The sequence below is a fragment of the Streptomyces sp. NRRL S-350 genome, assembly GCF_000719705.1.
GTDB lineage: Bacteria > Actinomycetota > Actinomycetes > Streptomycetales > Streptomycetaceae > Kitasatospora.
This window is the reverse complement of sequence record NZ_JOHO01000025.1, coordinates 53,307-69,501: the sequence shown is the minus strand read 5'-3', so window position 1 is coordinate 69,501 and position 16,195 is coordinate 53,307. Positions and strand designations below refer to the sequence as shown.

At 73.8% G+C, this 16,195-nt stretch carries 13 protein-coding genes; 12 read left to right on the top strand and 1 reads right to left on the bottom strand.

Annotated elements, in window-relative coordinates; genetic code table 11:
* Positions 1–14: 14 nt before the first annotated feature.
* From IF30_RS0122695 to dpgD, 12 genes are all read left to right on the top strand, one after another.
* Entirely contained in the window at positions 15–1,058 is a 1,044-nt protein-coding gene (locus IF30_RS0122695; protein ID WP_078891600.1) for an AurF N-oxygenase family protein, read from the top strand.
* Positions 1,055–2,650: an FAD-binding oxidoreductase gene (locus IF30_RS0122690; protein WP_063752742.1), complete on the top strand. Its 1,596-nt coding sequence runs from the start codon at positions 1,055–1,057 to the stop codon at positions 2,648–2,650. Before IF30_RS0122695 ends, IF30_RS0122690 begins: the two co-directional genes overlap by 4 nt.
* 10 nt (positions 2,651–2,660) lie before the next feature.
* Complete coding sequence (locus IF30_RS0122685; protein WP_030241393.1) at positions 2,661–3,896, top strand: ATP-grasp domain-containing protein; 1,236 nt, start codon at positions 2,661–2,663, stop codon at positions 3,894–3,896.
* A 114-nt stretch (positions 3,897–4,010) separates the two neighbouring features.
* Positions 4,011–5,345 (top strand): peptide ligase PGM1-related protein, encoded by a 1,335-nt coding sequence (locus tag IF30_RS0122680; protein ID WP_030241390.1) that lies wholly within the window; start codon positions 4,011–4,013, stop codon positions 5,343–5,345.
* 24 nt (positions 5,346–5,369) lie between these two features.
* A complete protein-coding gene (locus IF30_RS0122675) occupies positions 5,370–6,548 on the top strand; it encodes a hypothetical protein (protein WP_030241387.1) in 1,179 nt (392 codons plus the stop codon).
* A complete protein-coding gene (locus tag IF30_RS0122670; RefSeq protein ID WP_078891599.1) occupies positions 6,545–7,699 on the top strand; it encodes a methyltransferase in 1,155 nt (384 codons plus the stop codon). The genes IF30_RS0122675 and IF30_RS0122670 overlap by 4 nt, the downstream gene beginning before the upstream one ends.
* A gap of 46 nt (positions 7,700–7,745) precedes the next feature.
* Positions 7,746–8,636, top strand: coding sequence for an LLM class flavin-dependent oxidoreductase (locus tag IF30_RS0122665; protein ID WP_030241381.1), 891 nt, complete (start codon positions 7,746–7,748; stop codon positions 8,634–8,636).
* A gap of 59 nt (positions 8,637–8,695) precedes the next feature.
* On the top strand, positions 8,696–9,949 hold the full coding sequence (locus IF30_RS0122660) for a PLP-dependent aminotransferase family protein (protein WP_051710867.1): 1,254 nt from the start codon (positions 8,696–8,698) through the stop codon (positions 9,947–9,949).
* Positions 9,950–10,133: 184 nt separating this feature from the next.
* On the top strand, positions 10,134–11,414 hold the full coding sequence (gene dpgA, locus IF30_RS0122655; protein ID WP_078891597.1) for a 3,5-dihydroxyphenylacetyl-CoA synthase DpgA: 1,281 nt from the start codon (positions 10,134–10,136) through the stop codon (positions 11,412–11,414).
* Positions 11,415–11,506: 92 nt separating this feature from the next.
* Complete coding sequence (gene dpgB / locus IF30_RS0122650) at positions 11,507–12,217, top strand: enoyl-CoA-hydratase DpgB (RefSeq protein ID WP_234322805.1); 711 nt, start codon at positions 11,507–11,509, stop codon at positions 12,215–12,217.
* Complete coding sequence (gene dpgC / locus IF30_RS0122645) at positions 12,214–13,581, top strand: (3,5-dihydroxyphenyl)acetyl-CoA 1,2-dioxygenase DpgC (protein WP_051710853.1); 1,368 nt, start codon at positions 12,214–12,216, stop codon at positions 13,579–13,581. Before dpgB ends, dpgC begins: the two co-directional genes overlap by 4 nt.
* Complete coding sequence (dpgD, locus tag IF30_RS0122640; RefSeq protein ID WP_051710852.1) at positions 13,578–14,483, top strand: enoyl-CoA-hydratase DpgD; 906 nt, start codon at positions 13,578–13,580, stop codon at positions 14,481–14,483. The genes dpgC and dpgD overlap by 4 nt, the downstream gene beginning before the upstream one ends.
* Before the next feature lie 7 nt (positions 14,484–14,490).
* On the opposite strand, the gene IF30_RS0122635 is transcribed toward dpgD, so the two are convergent.
* Positions 14,491–15,909 (bottom strand): MFS transporter, encoded by a 1,419-nt coding sequence (locus IF30_RS0122635; RefSeq protein WP_051710850.1) that lies wholly within the window; start codon positions 15,907–15,909, stop codon positions 14,491–14,493.
* Positions 15,910–16,195: the final 286 nt, after the last annotated feature.

The window sequence follows — 16,195 nt, the reverse complement described above, 5'->3', positions numbered from 1 at the left end:
AGAGGACGCACGCCATGGCCCACCTTCCAGCCGCCGACGCCGGCCACCCGTCCCCGCACCCGAACCCGCCCGCTTCCCCGCATCCGCCCGCGTTCCCGTCGCCGCACCTGCCCGAGCACGACCCGGACGACCCCGTCGAGAACGCCGTCATCGCGCGCCTGGCCGGCAACTGGGCCCGGCGGGCCTCGGTGAAGCGGCCCGAACCGGACCTCGACGACCTGTTCGAGCCCGAGCGCCCCGACTACCCGGAACACCTGCTCCCGTTCCGCGACCACCCCTCCTACCTCGCCCTGGACGCGGACCGGCGGTCCCGGCTGCTCGCCTGGGCCTGGGTGGCGTTCAACAAGAACGTGATGGACAACGAGCAGCGGGTGGTGAACCCGGGCTTCGAGCTGATCACCCGCGACGCCTTCGGCACCGGACTGTCCGAGACGTCCGTCCTGGCCGCGACCCAGGCCATGGTGGACGAGCAGTACCACACCCTGATGCACCTCAACGCCAGTGCGGTGACCCGCCGTCGGCGCGGCTGGCAGCTGCCGGAGCGCGAGCTCCCGGTGGCGAAGAAGGCCCGCCGGCACGCCGAGCGGCTCGCCGAGGCGGGGCACCCGTGGCAGCGCGACCTGACCACGCTGGCCTTCACCACCGTGTCCGAGCTGTCCATCAACGCCTACCTCAACCTGATCGCCGAGGACCCGGACGTGCAGCCGGTGAACCGGGCCACCGCGACCATGCACAACCGCGACGAGTACTGCCACTCCTCGATCTCCAAGGAGGTCGCCAAGGAGGTCTGCTCCGGCCTGGACGCCGAGCGCCGGGCGTACTTCCTGGACGCCGTGAGCGACGGCATGCGGGCGTTCGGCGCCAATGACTTCACCACCTGGCGCCGGGTGGTCCGGCTGGTCGGCGTGGCGGGCGGCGAGCAGATGATGCGCGAGGTCGAGCAGGACCAGGCGCGCACCATGCTCGTCCAGGACTACAGCGCGCTGTACAGCCTCTGCGCCGACCTGGGGGCGCTGGACGAGGTCGACTTCGACTGGGGCGGGGTGACGCTGCGATGACCGCCGAACCCGGACACACCGCGACCCCCGGACACACCGCGGGCGTCCGACGCACCGCCGACCCCGGGCGCGCCCCGGGCGCCCGACGCACCGCCGTGCCCGTCCTGGACGGGATCTGGCTGCGCCCTGGCAACCCCGGGTACGAGGAGGCGCGCCGGGTCTGGAACGGCATGCACAACCGCCGTCCGGCGCACATCGTCCGCTGCCGCACGGTGGCGGACGTCCGCCGGGCGCTGCGCTTCGCCGCCGAAGCGGGATACGACGTGACGGTTCGCGGCGGCGGCCACAACGTGGCGGGGACGGCGGTGGCCGACGACACCGTGATGGTCGACCTCTCGCTGATGCGCGGCGTCGACGTCGACCCGGCCGCCCGGACCGCGCGGGCGCAGGGCGGCTGCCTGCTCGGCGACCTGGACGCGGCGACCGAACCGCACGGGCTGGTCTGCCCGACCGGCATCATCTCCCGCACCGGTCTGGCGGGGCTCGCCCTCGGCGGCGGGTACGGCTGGCTGAGCCGCCGATGGGGCCTGACCTGCGACCACGTGCTCGCCGCCCAAGTGGTCCTGGCGGACGGCTCGGTGGTGGAGGCGACCGAACGCGACCACCACGAGCTGCTGTGGGCGCTGCGCGGCGGCGGCGGGAACTTCGGCGTCGTCACCCGGTTCACGCTCCGGCTCCGACCGGCCGTCCCGGTGCACCGCCGCACCGGGGTGTACGAACTCGCGGACGCCGAGCAGGCGTTGGCGAACTACCGGGCCTTCGCGGGCGAACTGTCGGCCGACCTGCACGTGGCCGGCGCGCTCAAGGTGGCGGGCCAGTACGGCGGTTACGAGACCTGGTTGCCCGAGCGGCTGCGCGGACGGCCCGCGCTCTACCTCACGGCAGTGTGGTTCGGCGCCCCCGAACGCGGCGACGCCGCCTCCGAGCCGCTGTTCGCCGCACTGCCGCCGGCCGCCACGACCAGCGGGGAAGTCGCCTACCGGCAGTTGCAGAGCGGCGGCGACCACGAACGGCCCGACGGCAACCGCTACTACACCAAGACCCGCTACCTCACCGGCATTCCGGCGCCCGCCACCGCCGAGATGGTCGACTCCCTCGCCGCGATGCCCTCACCACTGTCCTCGATCAACTTCGAGTACCTGCGCGGCGCGATCGCCGACGTCCCCGACGAGGACAGCGCCTTCCCCAACCGCGACGCGCCGTTCATCCACACCGTCTCCGCACAGTGGAGCGGGCCGTCGGGAGGCGCGGCGGGCGCGGAGCGGGCGACGGAGCCGGAGGACGCGGAGAACATCGCGTGGACCCGGCACTCCGTCGAGCGGCTCGACCCGTGGAGCCACGCCGGCGGCTACGTCAACTACCTGGTGGACGAGCGCGACGGCAAGGTGCGGGAGATCTACGGGGACGCGCGCTACCGGCGGCTGGCCGCCGTCAAGGAAGCGTACGACCCGGGCAACGTCCTGCACCACAACCAGAACATCCGCCCCGACCAGAACATCCACCCCGACGACCAGGACATCCGCCCCGACCAGGACATCCACCCGGACCAGGACATCCCCGTCACGGTGACCCGGCCGGCCACCCCGGAGTGAGGAGCCTCGGATGCGCATCGCGGTAGTGGACGGCTTCTCGACCTCCCGGATCCTGGTCCGACAACTCGCCGAGCACGCGGTGGAGTGCGTCCACCTGCGCACCCAGCCCGCCTTCCGCGACTCCTACACCCGCGGCTTCGACCCGGGCGCCTACGCCGTCGACCTCGGCCACCTGCCGGAGGACGACGCGGTCGCGGCCCTGCGCCGGCTGGGGGTGGACCAGGTGATCGCGGGCGGCGAGTCCGGGGTGGTCCTCGCGGACACCCTCGGCCACCGCCTCGGCCTTCCCGGCAACGACGTCCGCACCGCACCCGCCCGGCGGGACAAGGCACGGATGGCAGCCCTGCTGCGCGCAGCCGGGCTGGCCGCACCGTCCGGCACCCTCGCCTCCTCCGCGGACGAGGCGGCGACCTGGTTCACCGCCAACGGCGGCACGGTCGTGGTGGTCAAGCCGCTCGCCAGCGCCGCGACGGACGGCGTGCGGATCTGCGGCACCGCCGCGGAGGTCCGCGAGGCCGCCGAGGACGTCCTCGGCCGGCCGAACTTCATCGGCGCCGCCAACCGGGCGGTGCTCGTCCAGGACTACCTGGAGGGCGACGAGTACATCGTCAACACCGTCTCCCGGGACGGCGTGCACAAGGTCGCCGAGATCCTCAGGTGCGCCAAGAACAAAGGCCCGTACGGCTCCCCGGTGTACGACTTCCACGAGCCCGTCCAGCGCTCCGACCCGCGGGGCGAGGAGGTGGTGGCGTACACCAAGGAGGCCGTCACCGCACTCGGCATCGCCCACGGCGCCGCGCACAGCGAGGTGATGCTCACCCCGTCGGGGCCGGTGCTGATCGAGACCGGCGCGCGGCTGATGGGCTCCATCCACCCCTGGGTGCACGAGAAGTACCTCGGCACCTCGCACGTCCACCTCTACGCCCTGGCCCTGACCGACCCGGAGGCGTTCAAGGCCTTCCCGGACGAGGACCTGCGCTGGTCGCACGAGCTGCGCCAGGTCTACCTGTTCAACCACCGGGCCGGAGTCGCCGGTTCGGACGCCTGGCAGGAGCGCTACCGCTCGCTGGAGTCCTTCGTGGAACTCAGCGCGCCGCTCGCGCCCGGGCAGGCGGTGCCGCAGACCGTCGACCTGGCCACCGTCCCCGGCTACGTCTACCTCGCCGCGCAGTCGTCGGCGACGGTCGACCGTGACCGGGCCCGGATCCGGGCGTACGAGGACCAGGGCGTCTACGTCCGCCGGTGACCCACCGGTGATCCACCGCTCCTCCGCAGGGCCGGCACCACACCTCAAAGACGCGTCCCAGGGGAAACGTCTCGGAACGCCGTCTCGAAAGCACCTCTCGGAAGGAAGACCGCCATGCCCCGGCTGCTGATCGGCAACTGCTTCACCGACGAACTCGCCGGCGACCCGGTGCTGCTGCCGCAGGCGCACCTGAAGACGGCCGCCGCCTCCGCCCAGTTGCTCATCTGGTTCGCCCGGCCGGACGACATCGTCGTCCTGCCGCAGGAGCCGGAGGAGGAGCTGGTCGACTACATCACCGCCCTGACCGGCACCCCGCGCTCCTCCTTCCAGGTGCTGGTGCCGCCTCCCGGCGTGGTCGGCACCGACCTGCTCACCGCCGACCGGCTGGCGAACCAGGAGTTCCGCGACGACCTCGCCAAGGCGATCGCCGAGCGGCCGGTCGAGGCCGTGATCCCCTTGACGCCGGAGGCCTCGGTGGTCGAACTGGGCCGCGCGCTCGGCTTCGTGGAGGCCGTCCCGGGCCACGCGTTCGTGGGCCAGGGCGGCGGGATGCTGCTCAACAGCAAGGCGATCTTCCGGGCCGTCGCGGCCGGCTCGGGGGTGCCGCTGCCGGAGGGCGGGGTGTGCACCAACAAGGTCGACGCCGAGGAGGTCATCGCCGGGCTCTTCGCCAAGGGCCACCCCGCGATGGTCAAGCGCGACTACTCCTGCGGCGGCCTCGGCAACGAGATCGTCAGCCCGGTCGACGGCTACCGGCCGGTCGGCGCCGAACGGGTGCTGGTGCTCCCCGACCGCGCCTCGATCCGGGCCTACCTGGACGAGCGGTGGGAGTGGGCCACCAACGGCAGCCGCTTCCCGGCCGTCGTCGAGCGCTACGTCCCCGACAGCCGGGGCATCTTCGTGGAGTTCGTCATCACCGACGACGGCCCGGTGTTCTCCGAGCACGGCGAGATGCTGTCCGCGCCGGTCGCCAACGCCCAGGTGATCCCGTCGCCCGGGCTGCCGCCCCGCGCACTGCCCGAACTGGTCGCCGCCGGCGGCCGGTTGTGCGAGGCGCTGCGGATGATGGGCTTCCGGGGCCAGTTCTGCGCGGACGCCATCGTGACCGGCACCGGCGAGGTGATGTTCACCGAGTACAACGGGCGGATCACCGGCTCCACCCACATCTACACCGTCATCGGCCGGCAGCTGGTCGGGCCGGACTACGCGGACAGCCGGGTGCTCGTCGAGTACTGCAAGTGGCCGGTGCCGTCGTTCCGGGCCGCCGCGGACCGGCTCGCCGAGTCCGGCCTGGCGTACGACCGGGCGGCGCGCACGGGCGTCGTCCTGGTGAAGGCGTTCAGCCACGCGGACAGCACCGTGCGGTTCTGCGTGATCGCCGAGGACTTCGAGGCCGCCGAGGTCGTCCGCGAGCGGGTCGAGTCCCTGTTCCTGCCCTCCCCGGCATGACGTTCGACTGACGGAAGGTCAACCATGGTCCAGCTGAACAGCTACGACGAGTGGTCGAGGCTGCGCGAGGTGGTCGTCGGCTCCGCCGAGAACTACACCTCGCACGAGCGCGAGCTCTCCTTCGACCTCTTCCACCACGACAACCTGGTCCGCTCCGAGTGGTACTACCCCCGGCTGACCGCGCCGGGCGCCTCCGACGCGCCGGGCTCCGACGGGCCGGCCGGCGCGGCCCCGGGCACCCGCACCGGCCAGTCGCCGATCAAGCAGCGCTACGTCGACGAGCTCACCGAGGACATCGAGGGGATCGTCGCCACCCTGCGGTCGCTCGGCGTGAAGGTGCTGCGCCCGCTGCCGCTGGACAAGGCCACCGTCGAGGTGCGCACCCCCGCCTGGTCGGCCGCCGTCGTGCCGCCGCTCAACCTGCGGGACAACACGCTGATCCTCGGTGACGAGATCGTCGAGACGCCGCCGATGATCCGCTCCCGCTACTTCGAGACCCAGCTGCTCACCCCGGTCTTCGCCGAGTACTTCGCGGCCGGCGCCCGCTGGACGGTCATGCCCCGCCCGCTGATGACGGACGCCTCCTTCGACCCGTCCTACGCCCACGGCTCGGTCGGCGGCCCGACCGAGCCGGTCCGCGACGCACAGCCCTCCCCGTACGACGTCGGCTTCGAGATGATGTTCGACGGCGCACAGTGCCTGCGGCTCGGCCGCGACGTCGTCGTCAACATCTCCACCGCGAACCACGCGCTGGCCGTCGACTGGCTGGAACGCCACTTCGAGGGCCGGTTCCGCTTCCACCGGGTGCACCGGCTCAGCGACAGCCACATCGACAGCATGGTGCTCGCGCTGCGCCCCGGCACACTGCTGGTGCGCTCCGAGCAGGTCGCGGAGCTGCTGCCCGAGCCGCTGCGCACCTGGGACCTGATCGTCCCGCCGGTGCCGGAGGTGAACAACTTCCCGCAGTACGAGGACGACGACCTCATCCTCACCAGCAAGTACATCGACCTCAACGTGCTCTCGGTGGACGAGGAGACCGTCCTGGTCAACGCCGCGTGCCCGGAGCTGATCCGCACCCTGGAGCAGGCCCGGTTCACCGTCGTGCCGGTGGTGCACCGGCACCGGCGGCTGTTCGGCGGCGGCTTCCACTGCTTCACGCTGGACACCGTGCGCGACGGCGGCCCGGAGGACTACCTCGGATGAGCGACACCCACGGCCCGCACGGCGCGGCCGCCCACGACCACGACCACGACCACGACCGGAAGCCCGACCACAGCCGCCGCCAGCGCCACCACAGCCACGGCCCCGGCCCCGCCCCCAGCCACGACCACGACCGGGTGCTGGAGCGGTTCCACCTGATCGCCAACGGCCCCGCCCTGTTCAACGCCGTGGTGGCCGGCGCGGAGCTGGGCGTCTTCGACCACCTGTCGCGGCACCCCAAGTCCTCCTTCGAGGAGATCCGTGCCGCCCTCGGCCTGCCCGCACACCAACTGCGCGTCCTGCTGTTCGCGCTGTGCACCACCGAACTGATCCGCCGCGACGGCGGCGCCTACCTGAACACCCCGGTCGCCGAGGACTTCTTCGCGGCCGGCGGCGAGGACAACTGGCAGGACATCCTGCTCGGCTGGCAGCGGATCTACTACCCGGCCTTCGCCCACCTCACCGAGGCCCTGCGCACCGGCGAGAACACCGCGCTCGCCGCCTACCCCGGCACCGAACCCACCCTCTACCAGCGGCTGGAACACCGGCCCGAGCTGCAGGACGTGCTGCACCGCTCGATGACCGCGTTCACCCTGCGGTCGATGAGCGGGATCGTCGACCACCTGGACCTGACCGGCGTCGACCACGTCCTGGACGTCGGCGGCGGCGACGGCGCCACCGCCAAGGCGCTCGCCGCCGCCCACCCCGGCGTGCGGTTCACCGTGTTCGACATGCCGAGCGTCGCCGAGATCGGCACCCGCCGGATGTCCGCCCCGCTCGCCGACCGGGTCACCCTGCACCCCGGCGACATCTTCGGCGACCCGTTCCCGCGCGACGCGCAGTGCGTACTGTTCAGCCACTGCCTGGAGGTCTTCGACGCCGACCAGATCCTGACCCTGCTGACCAAGGCGTTCGAGGCGCTGCCGCCCGGCGGGAAGGTCGCGGTGTACGGGTACCACGCGGCCGACGAGGAGCAGCGCGGCGTCTACGGCGCCCGGCTGTCGCTCTACCTCAACGTGCTGGCGACCGGCCAGGGGATGTCCTACCCCGCGGACGACTACGAACGCTGGCTCGCCGAGGCCGGGTTCGTCGACGTCGGCACCGTCGCGGACCTGCCGTACGAGCACGGGCTCGTCACCGGCGTCCGGCCGTGAGCCCACCGGTGGGCGGGCCGCGGCGGTGGGGCGGGGAGGGGCTGCCGTGCGCGTCGGCATCGTGATCCTCCCGGAGCGGCGCTGGCCCGAGGCCCGCGAACGGTGGCTCCGGGCTGAGGAGTTGGGATTCGACCACGCATGGACGCACGACCATCTGAGCTGGCGGTGGCTGCGCGACGAGCCCTGGTTCGGCTGCCTGCCGACCCTGTCCGCCGCCGCGGCCGTCACCTCCCGGATCGGGCTGGGCACGCTGGTCGCCACGCCGGAGTTCCGCCACCCCGTCCCGTTCGCCAAGGAGGTCATGACGATCGACGACGTCTCCGGCGGCCGGATGGTCTGCGGCCTCGGGGCGGGCGCGGGCGGCTACGACGGGACGGTGCTGACCGGCCGGGAGCGGCCACCGGCCGAACGCGCCGAACGCTTCGCGGAGTTCCTCCACCTCACCGACCTGCTGTTGCGGCAGCCGGTCACCGACCACACCGGCCGCCACTACGCGGCGCACGGCGCCCGGATGCACCCGGGGTGCGTCCAGCGGCCCCGCGTCCCGCTCGCGGTGGCCGCCGGCGGCCGGCGTGCGATGCGGCTGGCCGCCGAGTACGCCGACATCTGGATCACCAACGGCACCCCCGGCCGGTTCGACGCCCTCCCCTACCGCGAGGCGCTGCCGCTGCTCGCCCGGCAGCAGGCCGCGCTGGACCGGGCCTGCACCGAGGCGGGCCGCGACCCGGGGACGCTGCGCCGGCTGCTGCACACCGGCGCGACGGTCGGCGGGGTCCTCGACTCCCCGGCCGCGTTCGAGGACGCGGCGGGCCGCCTCGCCGCCCTCGGCTTCACCGACCTGGTGGTCAACTGGCCCCGGGCGCACCACCCGTACGCCGGTGACACCGCCGTACTGGAGAAGATCGCCGCCGTCCTGCCGGGCAACTCCGCGAGGTGACCACCGTGTTGACCACTGACGACCTGCACGCCAGCGTGTCCGACCCGCTCCTGGACACGATGAACTTCCTCAACGAGATCACCACGCGCCACCCGGACGCGATCTCCTTCGCACCGGGGCGGCCGTACGACGGGTTCTTCGACGTCGAGCAGGTCTTCACCCACCTCCGCCGCTACCTGCGCCACCTGGAGGAGACCGGCGCCTCCCCCGGGCAGGTCCGCGACGCGCTGTTCCAGTACGGGCCGACCGCCGGGCGGATCCGGGGCCTGGTCGCCGACTCGCTGCGCAAGGACGAGGGGATCGACGTCCCTCCGGAGGCCGTGGTGGTCACCGTCGGCTGCCAGGAGGCGCTGCTGCTGGCGGTGCGCGCACTGCACGCCGGGCCGCAGGACGTGCTGCTGGTGGCCAGCCCCTGCTACGTCGGCGTCGCCGGGGCCGCGCGGGTGCTCGGTGTCGGGACCGCACCGGTGCACGACCGCGAGGGCGGCTTCGACTGCGCCGCGCTGCGGGCGGCGGTGCTCGCCGAACGGGCCCGCGGGCGCCGGCCCCGGGCCTGCTACCTGATCCCGGACCACGCCAATCCGCGCGGCACCACCATGCCGCTCACAACCCGGCACGAACTGCTCGACCTGGTCGCAGAGCTGGACCTGTTCCTGCTGGAGGACAGCCCCTACCGGATGGTCAGCCCGGGGCCGCGGATCCCCACCCTCAAGGCCCTCGACCGCGACCGGCGGGTGATCCACCTCGGCTCGTACGCCAAGACGCTGTTCCCCGGCGCCCGGGTCGGCTACGCCGTCGCCGACCAGCCGGTGACCGACCGGGCCGGGTGCACCGGGCTGTTGGCCGCCGAACTCACCAAGATCAAGAGCATGGTCACGGTGAACACCTCCCCGCTCAGCCAAGCCGTGGTGGCCGGGATGCTGCTCGCCGCGGACGGCCACACCGCACGGCTCAACTCCGAGGCCTCCGCGTACTACGGCGACACCATGCGGACCACCCTGCGCCGCCTGGAGGAATGCTTCCCGCCCGAACGCCGCCGAGCCCTCGGCGTGCGCTGGACCCGCCCCGAAGGCGGCTTCTTCCTGGCCCTGGACGTGCCGTTCGCCGCCGACAACGCGGCACTGACCCGCTCGGCCCGGCAGTACGGCGTGATCTGGACGCCGCTGTCCTACTTCCATCCGCACGGCGGCGGCACCCACGGCATCCGCCTGTCCACCAGCTACCTCACCGAACACGACATCACCGAGGGCACCGCCCGCCTGGCGCGCTTCGTCGAGGCGGAGGCGGCCGGCGGGGGGAGGCCGCTCCGGTGACCGCCGCGACGCACCCCTCCCGCGGCCCCCGCACGGCCGGTGGCCGCGCCTCCCGCGCCTCCCGCGCAGCCCGCACCCGCACCCGCAACCCCGGAACAGCCCGCAGCCGCGCCCCCCGTACCGCCCGCACCCACAACCCCCGTACACCGCACGGCACCTGCCGCCGGTGGGGATGGACCTTCCGATGACCCTCAGCACCGTCAGCACCGTCGATGCCGTCGGCACCGCCGACGACCCGGCGGGCCCCGCACTGTCCGCCGACCCGGCCGACCCCGGCCGCCTCCCCGGCCGGCCCTCGGTGCCGGCCGGATCCCGCCGTCCGGGCCCCGACCCCGCCACCGCCCCCTCCGCCACCGGGCCGACCCGCGCCCCGGACGCGCCGCGCATCGCCGGCGTCGGCACGGCGGTGACCGCCGACTCGTACACCCAGCACGAACTGCTCGACATCTTCCGGATCGAGGACCCCAGGATCCGCTCGGTCTTCCTGAACAGCGCCATCGAACGCCGCCACCTGACCATCCCGCCCCGGGGCGAGGACGGCCGCTGCCTGCCCGAGTCCCAGGGCGAACTGCTCGCCAAACACCGCCGGCTGGCCGTCGACATGGGCTCGCGGGCCCTGCTCGGCTGCCTCGCCGACGCCGGGCTCGGCCTCGCCGACATCGACTACCTGTGCTGCGTGACCACCACCGGCTACCTCACCCCCGGACTGACCGCCCTGCTGATCCGCGAGCTCGGCATCGCCCCGGACTGCCACCGGGTCGACGTCGTCGGGATGGGCTGCAACGCCGGGCTCAACGCCCTCAACGCGGTCTCCGCCTGGGCCGCGGCCCACCCCGGGCAGGTCGCCGTGATGGTCTGTGCCGAGGCCTGCTCGGCCGCCTACGCCTTCGACGACACGATGCGCACCGCCGTCGTGAACAGCCTGTTCGGCGACGGCGCGGCGGCGATCGCGGTGGTCGCCGGCGAGGGCGCGGCTCCAGTGGCGGCTCCAGTGGCGTCCCCGGCGGGTGAGCCGGCGTCGCCCGGACCACGGATCCTCGCGTTCGCCAGCCACATCATCACCGAGGCCCTGGACGCGATGCGCTACGACTGGGACGACGAGCAGATCCGGTTCAGCTTCTTCCTCGACCCCGAGATCCCGTACGTCGTCGGCGCCAACGCCGAGCGGGTCGTGGACGGCCTGCTCTCCGGCGCGGGCCTGCGGCGCAGCGACGTCGCCCAGTGGCTGGTCCACTCCGGCGGCAAGAAGGTCATCGACGCCGTCCGGCTCAACCTCGGCCTCACCCGGCACGACGTCCGCCACACCACGGGCGTGCTGCGGGACTACGGCAACCTCTCCAGCGGCTCGTTCCTCTTCTCGTACGAGCGGCTGCTGCGCGAGCGGGTCGTCCAGCCCGGCGAGCACGGCGTGCTGATGACGATGGGCCCCGGTTCGACGATCGAGACGGCGCTGGTGCAGTGGTGACGAACGGGACGGCCACGGGGACGGGGACTGGGACGGGCTCGGGGACAGGTGCGCCGACGGGAGCGGAGACGGAGAAGGAGGCGGGAACCGTGATGGGAACGGTGATGGACGACATGCCGGGAACGGACGTCGTGACCCTCGCGATCGACGGCACGGAAGCGCTGTCGGCGGCCTCGGTGACCGCCGTCGCCCAGGCCTGCGACCGGGTCGAACGCAGCCCGGGCGCCCGCCTGGTGCTGCGCGTCGGCGGCACGCCCGGGCCCGGCTGGACGGACGGCCTGACGGTCGGCCTGGTCAGCAAGTGGGAGCGCGGCCTGCGCCTCCTGGAACGGCTGCCGGCCCTGACCGTCGCCGTGGCGGACGGCGACTGCGGCGGCACCGCCCTCGACGCCCTGCTCGCCGCCGACTACCGGATCGCCACCACCACCGCCCGCCTGGTGGTGCCGGTGACCACCGGCGGCGCGAGCGGCACCTGGCCGGGCATGGCCCTGTACCGGCTCGCGCGCCAGGGCGCGGGCGTCGCCGCCGTGCGCCGGGCGCTGCTCTTCGGCGAGCCCATCGACGCCTTCCGGGCCCGGTCGGTACAGCTGGTCGACGAGGTCTCCGACGACGTGCCCGGTGCGCTCGCGGCCGCCGCCGAGCGGCTCGGGGCGCTGTCCGGGGCCGCGTCCGGAGCGGAACTGGCCATCCGGCGGCAGCTGATGTTCGACGCGGGCACCACCGCCTTCGAGGAGGCGCTCGGCGTGCACCTGGCCGCCTGCGACCGGGTGCTGCGCCGAACGGCCGCCGGGGGGACGGCATGAACCCCCGGGAAGCCGTCCAGGGCGGCCTGGCCCCCGCCCGCAAGGCGCTCGCCCTCGCCGCCGAACGCTGCGAGGCCCGCCTCACCGCCCTGCCCCCGCCCGGCCACCGCTCCCCCGGCGAACGCGCCGCCGCGGCCGAGGCGCACGACGAGGCCCGCAGCCTGCGCCACGCCTTCCTGACGACCCACGTCGAGGCCGTCTACGACGAACTGACCACCGCCCGTACGGAACACCTGCGGATCGGCGAACTCGCCGCCGCCGCGGCCCTCGCCTTCCCCGGCCTGGTGCCCGGCGCCGACGAACTGGCGGCCGAACACGCCCGGCCGCAGGCCCGGAAGGAGGGCCGGGAGATCGACCAGGGCCTGTTCTTCCGCCACGTCCTGGCGTCGCCCACCGCCGGCCCGCACCTGCTCGACGCCATGCTGCGCCCGACCGACCGCGCCCTGGCCCTGCTGCCGGAGTTCACCGCCACCGGCCGCGCGGACCTCGGCTCCGTCCGGATCGAGCGCACCGACGGCGCGGCCCGGCTCACCATGGTGCGGGAGGACTGCCTCAACGCCGAAGACCCCCGGCAGGTCGAGGACATGGAGACCGCCGTCGACCTCGCCCTGCTCGACCCCGGCACCGAGGTCGGCCTGCTGCGCGGCGGCGTCATGAGCCATCCGCGCTACGCGGGCCGACGGGTGTTCAGCGCGGGCATCAACCTCAGGAGCCTGCACGGCGGCGGCATCCCGCTGGTCGACTTCCTGCTGCGACGCGAACTGGGCTACATCCACAAACTGGTCCGCGGGGTGCTCCCCGACGACTCCCACGCTTCCCTCGGCGCTCCCGCCGGCGCCCCCGGCCACGGCTTCGGCGGCCGCCCGCGCTGGGACCGGCGCACGGTGGAGAAGCCGTGGGTCGCCGCCGTGGACACCTTCGCGATCGGCGGCGGGGCCCAGCTGCTCCTGGTGTTCGACCACGTGATCGCCGCCGCCGACGCGTTCTTCAGCGTGCCCGCCGCGCAGGAGGGCATCGTCCCGGGCGCGGCCAACTTCCGCCTCGGCCGGGCGATGGGGGCCCGGCAGTCCCGCTCGCTGGTGCTCGGCGGCCGCCGCATCCGGGCCGCCGAACCGGACGCCCGGCTGCTGGCCGACGAGGTGGTGGAGCCCGAGGAGGTGGACGCGGCGGTCGAGCGGGCGCTGCGGGCCCTGCGCGGCCCGGCGGTGCTCACCAACCGGCGGATGCTCAACCTGGCGGAGGAACCCGAGGACGCGTTCCGCCGGTACATGGCCGAGTTCGCCCTGCAACAGGCGCTGCGGCTGTTCGACGCGGACGTCCTGGCGAAGGTCGGCCGCTTCTCGGCTCGGCCGGGAGCGGCATGACCGAGCGCGCGCCCGACCTGACCGGAGCCGACCGGAGCGCAGCCGACCGGAGCGCCGCCGACCGCCCGCGCGTGCTCTACCGCAAGGACGGGCACGTCGCCCGGGTCACGATCGACCGGCCGGAGGTCCTCAACGCGATGGACCTGCGCACCCACGCCGAGCTGGCCGCGGTGTGGGACGACGTCCAGGCCGACGACCGGATCCGGGTCACCGTCCTGACCGGCGCGGGCGACCGGGCGTTCTCCGTCGGCCAGGACCTGCGCGAACGCGCCCGGCTGGACGCCGACGGCGCGCCGCGCACCTCCTTCGGCAGCCGCGGCCTGCCCGGCTACCCCCGGCTCACCGAGCGCTTCGGCCTCGTCAAGCCGGTGATCGCCCGGGTGGACGGCTACGCGCTCGGCGGCGGTTTCGAACTCGCCCTCGCCTGCGACCTGGTGATCGCCTCCGAACGCGCGGTGTTCGCGCTGCCGGAGGCGTCCCTGGGGCTGGTGCCGGGCGCGGGCGGCGTCTTCCGGCTGGTCCGCCAGCTGCCGTTGAAGGCCGCGATGGGCCACCTGCTGACCGGCCGTCGGATGGACGCGGCCACCGCGCTGCGGTTCGGCCTGGTCAACGAGGTGACGCCGACCGACGAACTCGACGACCGGACGGAGGCGTGGGTGCGGGACGTGCTGCGCGGCGCTCCGCTGTCGCTCTACGCGATCAAGGAGGCGGCCATGGCCTCCCTGGACATGCCGCTTGCGGAGGCCTTCGGTGCGCGGTTCACGTGGGAGGAACGCCGCCGCCGCAGCCGGGACACCGTCGAGGGCCCCCGTGCCTTCGCGGAGAAACGGGAGCCCCGCTGGACCGGGCTGCCCGCCGACAGCCCGGCCAGCGGCCCCGAGGCCGAAACCCCGGAGGCCTGACGGCCCGCTAGTCGTCGGCGAGCGCCGCTTGCTGCGCCGCAGACGACTGCGCGGCGGTCGCATGCCCCGTTCCGTCCGGTTCACTCCTCTTCGTGCCGGAAGGCCCCGAAGCCGGCACCGAATCCGCCGAATCCGCCGAATCCCCCGCCCCGCGCGCCGAATCGGCGGGCACCGACTCCCCCGCACCGAGTCCCGCGCCCGCCCGGTCGGCCATCCGGTAGCGGGTGAAGCCGGGCGCCGCCTTGGCCAGGGCCAGCGCGCCGATCACACAGGCCACCCCGCCCGACACCGCCGCCACCGCCGGCCCGAAGGCCGCCGACACCAGGCCCGCCCGCACGTCGCCGAGCCGGGGCCCGCCGGCGCCCACCACCGTGAGCACCCCGGAGGTCCGGCCGCGCAGCTCGTCGGGCGTCTCGTGCTGCAGGATCGAGGACCGCTCGACCGCGCTCACCGTGTCGGCGTAGCCGGCGATCGCCAGCAGCAGCATGGCCGACCACAGCGATCCGGCCAGCCCGAGCGCCCCGAGCGAGACCCCCCACGCGAACACGGCCAGCAGCGCGGCCCGCCCGAGCCGGCGGACCTTCGGCATCCAGCCGCCGAACATCGACCCGAGGAAGGCCCCGCTCGCCAGCGCCGCCGAAAGGTACCCGGCCAGCTCCGGGCCACCGTGGAAGCGCTCCACCGCGAGGATCGGGAACAGTGCCGTGGGCATCGCGAAGACCGTCGAGTTGAGGTCCAGGACGTAGCACATCCACAGCACGGGGCGGGACTTGAGGTACCGGATGCCCTCGACCACCGAGGACAGGTCGGCGCGCCGCCCACCGCCCTCCGGCAGCACCGACGGCAGGCCGGCGATGAACGTCACGGCGAGCAGGAAGCACGCCACGTCCACCGCGTACGCGGCGCCGTAGCCGCCGAGCGAGACCGTCGCACCCGCCGCCAGCGGACCGCCGACGATGCCCACGGTGAACACCAGCAGCAGCAGGGCGTTGGCGGCGGGCAGGTCCTCCGGGGCGACCAGCCGGGGCAGCAGCGCCCGCCGGGTGGGCAGGTCGATCGCGAAGAACGCCGCCTGCACGGTGACGCAGGTGTAGAGGAGCCAGAGGCTGTCGGCATGCGCCAGCGCCTGGGCCGTCAACGCCACGCTGACCGCCGCCGAACCGGTGGAGGTGATCAGGATCAGCCGGCGCCGGTCCATCGAGTCGGCGATCGCCCCGCCGTAGATGCCGAAGACGACGATCGGCAACAGGGCGGCGAGGCCGACCAGGCCGAGGGCCACGGGCGAACGGGAGACCGAGTACACCTGCCAGGGCACCGCGACCTGGGTCACCTGGCTGCCCACCATGGTCAGGCACTGGCCGACGAACAGTCTCCGGAAGCCTGGGGACCGCCGCAGCGGTGTCACGTCGGCGAGCAGTTCCTTCATGGGTCCTTCCCCCTGTGGAGAGTCACGGGCCGCCGCGCCGGGATCACGGGCGGGCGCCGACCAGTCTCGGCGGTACGGCCCGAGGGCACATCGGAAGATCACGTCGTGTCGGGCGGGGGCCGCTCAGGTGGGGTAAGGGCCGGGTAAGGGGGCGGTGGAACGGACGTGCGGCCCGGTCGTACGGCCGGACGCACGACTCGGACGCAAGACTCCGGCGTCCGACTCGGGCGCACGGCTCGGGCGCACGGCTCCGGCGCACGACTCCGGCGCACGACTCGGACGTCCG

Excerpts from the sequence above, each read along its gene's own strand:
- dpgD (WP_051710852.1), top strand. The coding sequence starts at position 13,578 with ATGACCGAGCGCGCGCCCGACCTGACCGGAGCCGACCGGAGCGCAGCC.
- dpgC (WP_051710853.1), top strand. The coding sequence starts at position 12,214 with ATGAACCCCCGGGAAGCCGTCCAGGGCGGCCTGGCCCCCGCCCGCAAG.
- IF30_RS0122690 (WP_063752742.1), top strand. The coding sequence starts at position 1,055 with ATGACCGCCGAACCCGGACACACCGCGACCCCCGGACACACCGCGGGC.
- IF30_RS0122660 (WP_051710867.1), top strand. The coding sequence starts at position 8,696 with ATGAACTTCCTCAACGAGATCACCACGCGCCACCCGGACGCGATCTCC.
- IF30_RS0122635 (WP_051710850.1), bottom strand. The coding sequence starts at position 15,909 with ATGAAGGAACTGCTCGCCGACGTGACACCGCTGCGGCGGTCCCCAGGC.
- IF30_RS0122675 (WP_030241387.1), top strand. The coding sequence starts at position 5,370 with ATGGTCCAGCTGAACAGCTACGACGAGTGGTCGAGGCTGCGCGAGGTG.
- dpgA (WP_078891597.1), top strand. The coding sequence starts at position 10,134 with ATGACCCTCAGCACCGTCAGCACCGTCGATGCCGTCGGCACCGCCGAC.
- IF30_RS0122670 (WP_078891599.1), top strand. The coding sequence starts at position 6,545 with ATGAGCGACACCCACGGCCCGCACGGCGCGGCCGCCCACGACCACGAC.
- IF30_RS0122685 (WP_030241393.1), top strand. The coding sequence starts at position 2,661 with ATGCGCATCGCGGTAGTGGACGGCTTCTCGACCTCCCGGATCCTGGTC.
- IF30_RS0122680 (WP_030241390.1), top strand. The coding sequence starts at position 4,011 with ATGCCCCGGCTGCTGATCGGCAACTGCTTCACCGACGAACTCGCCGGC.
- dpgB (WP_234322805.1), top strand. The coding sequence starts at position 11,507 with ATGGGAACGGTGATGGACGACATGCCGGGAACGGACGTCGTGACCCTC.
- IF30_RS0122695 (WP_078891600.1), top strand. The coding sequence starts at position 15 with ATGGCCCACCTTCCAGCCGCCGACGCCGGCCACCCGTCCCCGCACCCG.